Below are 4,800 nucleotides of genomic sequence, written 5' to 3'. Positions count from 1 at the left end.
GTATTGATTCGGCATGGCGAAGTTAGTGTCGCTATTGAGCCTATGGTTGTATTTCACAAACCTATGAATGAATCAGGCTGATGATGAACCACATGGGGTGTTCTTTCTAATCAACAACAAAAGACTCTATGCCAGTTGTGAAGACCTAGCTCAGGGGACTGAGCTCTTAAAAGTACCGTTAGTTGTCCTTAGAGCCTGTTTAAGGTCTTTTGAGCATGAAGCGAGGAAGGACTAAAGTGACCATCATCGCGCAGGTGTGAAGCTTGCGTTCACAGTTTTTCCAGAGGCGGCGGCACTTTTCTAGCCAGCCAAAGCTTCGCTCAATCACCCAACATTGTGGGGTTACGTGGCCATGCTTTAAATGGTTCTGGTGCAAACAATCTGAAAGATAGTCAACTAACCAGCGATTGATACTGGGCTGATGATTACCCTGCTATCAATGCTTTTAATTCGTCCACGAACGAGAACCCGATGAGAATTAACGCCTATCGGGTTGTTTTGCGTATTGTGTGAACAATTTCTACACCGCTTAGCGTTGCACTAGCGGTTCTAATACTATGAAAGCTGGCGGATCAAACACGATGTCGTTTAATGAATCGATGATCCTGTTCAATCAGATTGTTTCGATATTTAGAGCACTGGTGTGCTGATTGGCTCAAATAGTCTTGCTTTATCAGGTGCTTCACCGCTTTTATCGTTGCTTGATATTGATCCGTGACTAATCGTTCAGGGCGACCGTTGGTCTTCAAGAGACGCTTCAGAAAGTGATAAGCGGCAACATAATCATGGCGTTTCCGCAGCTCAAAATCCAAGGTTAAACCGTTACTGTCAATAGCGCGATACAAATAGGCCCAACGACCATTAACACGAATATAAGTCTCATCAATTCGCCCCCTTTTAGGATGATCAGTTTAAGGCGCTGTGGTGTGATGAAAGGTGATTCCTCGATCTCGAAGCAACTCGAAGATAGCTGAGACTGAATCTAAAATAGTAGCCAACGACTGCTAAGATGATGTCTCTTTAAAAGTGACGTCCTTTGAAGTGATTCATGCGCACAATCCCCCGTTTCTTGCACCAAATATACTAAAGTGAAGTCAGAGAAGAAAGTTTGCACCAGAACCAGACAAACTAGTGCTGGTGGGCGTGTTGTTGACTTGACTGGGGCCGATAAGCGGCAACTAACCCGGTCACAGCGTCCAAAGTCATAATCAGACCCATTAACCACATTGCTGCCATATTGTGCATAGTACCAATTAGAATCAGCAGCACCACATTTAACGCCAGCATGAGCCAGCCCATTGTTTTCGACATTTGTTGCATGAAAATCCTCCTCAAGTGTATGGATAAGACCTATACCATTTTTTGCTACTAATTTAAATTAATTCTAAATTATGTTTATGTCAACCCTAAAAAGTGTTAAAATTCTTGTCAGAGGGGGAAATCACGATGAAAAACTATACGGACTATCTCTTTGATGAGCGAGCGTTTGATCTCCACGATGGCGGGTACGTGCCGCTTGAGGTCAGTGATGCGCCTGAGAAGCCCTTAAATGTGCCGCCGTTGCTGAAACCGGATAAAGAGACAGCGACCGACGTTTATTACACGGTGACAGCAGAGGCTGGGGAAACACAACTGTTGCCAGGGGCGAAGACCAAGACGTGGGGCTATAATGCCAGTCTGTTAGGTCAGACGATTGTGTATCGCCGTGGTCAGCATACGCATGTGACACTGAAAAACACCCTGCCTGAGTTAACCACTTTTCATTGGCATGGGGCTAATGTCAGTGGTCCTTATGTTGATGGCGGATGCCATGCGCCGGTTTATCCGGGTGAAAGTAAGCATATCGACTTCACATTGGACCAACCGGCGACGACTTTGTGGCTGCACGCGCATCCGTGCCCATCCACAGCCGAGCAGGTTTGGCATGGTTTGGCTGCCATGGTGATTGTCAAAGACGACCATGAAGACAGCCTGCCATTGCCAAGGAATTATGGCGTTGACGATATTCCGGTTATTTTGCAAGACCGGCGTTTTCACGAGAACAACCAGTGGGACTACCGGGCTGATTATGATCCTGACGGTGTTGCTGGGCCAACCGCAATGATTAACGGTACAATCAATCCCTATTTTGATGTCACCACGCAAAAGGTCCGGTTGCGTTTTCTGGATGGTGCTAATCGCCGTGAATGGCGGTTGCATTTTTCCGATGACCTGCCATTTACGCAAATTGGCGGGGATGGCTCGCTGTTACCGGAGCCGGTCAAATTTACCCATTTGATGCTGACTTGTGCTGAGCGTGCCGAAGTGATTGTTGATTTTGGCCAATACCATGAAGGCGACGAGGTCACCTTATATACGGATGATGTGCCATTGCTAAAGTTCCGCATTCATGCGTTCAAACCGGATCAGACAACTTTGCCTGATAAGTTGTTCGACGTGAAGGCGCCTGTGGTTGATACGGCTTTGCCAGTTCGCCATGTTGTGATGCAGGGGATGGACGAAGGTGTTGCAATTGACGGTAAAAAGTTCGCCATGCAGCGGATTGATGCCACGCAGCCAATTGGCAAAGCCCAGTACTGGGATGTTACCAATAGCAATGATGCGCCTGGAATGGTTCATCCATTCCATGTGCATGGAACCCAATTCTTAGTCTTGTCTCGGAATGGGCATGCGCCGTATCCAAATGAGCATGGTTTCAAAGACACCGTTGGCGTGAATCCTGGGGAAACAGTTCGGCTGCTGGTTCGCTTTGATCTGCCAGGGGTTTATATGTATCACTGTCATATCATTGAGCACGAAGATGGCGGCATGATGGCACAGATTGAAACTTTCGATCCAGCCAAGCCAAATCAAGAGTATAAATTGATGGATATGGATACGTTAATGATGGCCTTGGCTAAAGAACGTGGCGTCAAACCATCTGAGATTTGGATGGGCGGTATGCAGTCTTATGAAAAAATGGGAATGAAAATGTAAACGTCCCACAATACTAATATAGAAAAAGATGATTTTAATATGCACTCTCCAACGATCAAACATCGCGGGGCTTTTGTCGCCACGTTACTGGCAGGTACCTTTTCGATGTCAATTTCGCAGTCTTCTTTAAGCACCGCTTATCCTGCTTTTATGAAAGCTTTTGGTTTAGGAGCGGATACAGTTGCTTGGCTGACAACCGGCTTTATGTTGGTGATGACCTTGATGATTCCGGTTAGTCCATGGCTGTTGCATAATGTTCCTTTCCAACGGCTTTTCCAGGCGATTGAACTCATTTTTGCCATTGGGACAGGCTTATGTATCTGGGCACCGAGTTTTACCTTGCTCATGGCTCATGATTGGCCGGTTGCTTGAAGCGATTGCGGTCGGGATTATTTTCCCGAGTTTCCAGACCGTGTTGCTGACGATTACGCCGCATAGTGAGCGTGGTCGGGTGATGGGCACGGCGGGATTGGTCATGGGCTCAGCCTTGGCAGTCGGTCCGATTATTTCCGGTGTTTTACTGACATGGTTCCCTTGGCAGGCTTTATTCTTGTTCTTATTGGTCGTTTCGCTGCTTGTGCTGGCCGTTTCAACGGTGACCATTGCGTCTGTCATTCCATTGCAACCGACGCAACTGGACTGGGTCTCCTTCCTTTTATCCGCAATCCGCAAGTTTTCCAATTCTACTTTATGCCTTGGGTGCTTTGTCGAAAAAAGGCTTAACTTTTGGCGTGGTTGGTTTGTTGATTTTAGGCGTTCTGGCAGTTGGTATTTTCGTTGTTCGGCAATTGAATCGCCAACCACCAATGTTGCAAATGCGAGTTTTTGCCACTGGTATGTTTACTAAAGCGGTGTTTCTGACCGGAATTTCATACGTCGGTTTGATTGTCACCACTATCCTGATGCCGCTTTACTTTCAAACGCTACTTGGTTTGTCACCGTTGATTTCTGGCTTGTCCTTAGTGCCAGCTGCGGTGTTGCTGAGTATTTTGAATCCAATTAGCGGGCGCCTACTGGATCGCTTTGGACCGCGTGTCGTGGCCATGATTGGCATGTTGTTGATTACTGGCGGCTTTGGTCTGTTAGCAGTCTTTGCCCATCGTTTACTGCTGATTGGGGCAATTATGTTGGCGATGGCGACTGAAGCTGGCAATGCCTTTGTGATGATGCCCTCAGTGACGGCTGGCGCGAATGCCTTGCCGAATGAGCTTGTGGCAGACGGCACTGCGGTCACAACGACGGCTCGTCAGTTATTTGGGTCTGCCGGTGTCATGTTCGCCACAGTGTTGTTGGATGGCATGCAAACCACGCTGCGAAGTCATGCTGGCGGTTTTGCTGTTACCTTCGCTGTGTTTGCTGGTGTGGGCCTGATTGGCTTTCTGCTGGCATTGACGTTACCAAAAGAATTCGTGAAGAAAGTGGCGTAGTAGCAAATTCGTGCTTCGCATCTACCAAAATGACCGCCTACCAAAAAGTAGACGGTCATTTTGGGACTCTATGTCAAACATCCTAAAGTTTAAAGTATAGAGATAAGTGACACAACTTAATAATTGTGGCCTTTTTTTTTAATCGCACCTATACCGATGATGAAAGATCATAAAACTAACAAACCAAATAAGAATAAGCATTTTAAGTCAGGAGATAGAAAACCAAAAACAAAACGACTACTCAACATACATAGCGTGATGGGAAGTCGTTTTGTTTTTGGGGTCTAAAATTTTTGGTGTTGAAGGATACTTCAACGCCGTGAAGGCGGCGAAGCGAATTGCCCAACTCGGCGATCTTTTTTACCCCATTCGGTGCTAAAATTGACACCACTCGGCG

The 4,800-nt window shown here is 46.7% G+C and carries 2 protein-coding genes and 4 pseudogenes; 3 read left to right on the top strand and 3 right to left on the bottom strand.

What is annotated here, in order from left to right:
• Positions 1 to 67: 67 nt before the first annotated feature.
• Positions 68 to 190: pseudogene (locus EKM88_RS13715) on the top strand (UV-resistance); the annotation flags it as partial.
• 9 nt (positions 191 to 199) lie between these two features.
• Here EKM88_RS13715 and EKM88_RS13105 read toward each other — a convergent pair.
• The 3 genes and pseudogenes from EKM88_RS13105 to EKM88_RS13095 form a co-directional block, all read right to left on the bottom strand.
• Positions 200 to 331, bottom strand: a pseudogene (locus EKM88_RS13105) (IS5/IS1182 family transposase); the annotation flags it as partial.
• Between the two features lie 154 nt (positions 332 to 485).
• A pseudogene (locus EKM88_RS13100) lies at positions 486 to 1,014 on the bottom strand (IS6 family transposase).
• Between the two features lie 114 nt (positions 1,015 to 1,128).
• Complete coding sequence (locus tag EKM88_RS13095) at positions 1,129 to 1,320, bottom strand: hypothetical protein (RefSeq protein WP_003576326.1); 192 nt, start codon at positions 1,318 to 1,320, stop codon at positions 1,129 to 1,131.
• A gap of 126 nt (positions 1,321 to 1,446) precedes the next feature.
• Here EKM88_RS13095 and EKM88_RS13090 point away from each other — a divergent pair, with 126 nt between their 5' ends.
• Both EKM88_RS13090 and EKM88_RS13085 read left to right on the top strand, forming a co-directional pair.
• Positions 1,447 to 2,976 carry a multicopper oxidase family protein gene (locus tag EKM88_RS13090; protein WP_125706731.1) on the top strand — a complete coding sequence of 510 codons (1,530 nt, stop codon included), beginning with the start codon at positions 1,447 to 1,449 and terminating at the stop codon, positions 2,974 to 2,976.
• Positions 2,977 to 3,015: 39 nt separating this feature from the next.
• A pseudogene (locus EKM88_RS13085) lies at positions 3,016 to 4,403 on the top strand (MFS transporter).
• The last annotated feature ends 397 nt before the right edge of the window (positions 4,404 to 4,800 follow it).

The organism is Lacticaseibacillus daqingensis, assembly GCF_003946115.1.
Lineage (GTDB): Bacteria > Bacillota > Bacilli > Lactobacillales > Lactobacillaceae > Lacticaseibacillus > Lacticaseibacillus daqingensis.
This window is presented reverse-complemented; position numbering and strand designations above follow the sequence as displayed.

Bases quoted from the DNA above. Each gene is read 5' to 3' on its own strand.
- EKM88_RS13095 (WP_003576326.1), bottom strand. From the start codon at position 1,320: ATGCAACAAATGTCGAAAACAATGGGCTGGCTCATGCTGGCGTTAAAT.
- EKM88_RS13090 (WP_125706731.1), top strand. From the start codon at position 1,447: ATGAAAAACTATACGGACTATCTCTTTGATGAGCGAGCGTTTGATCTC.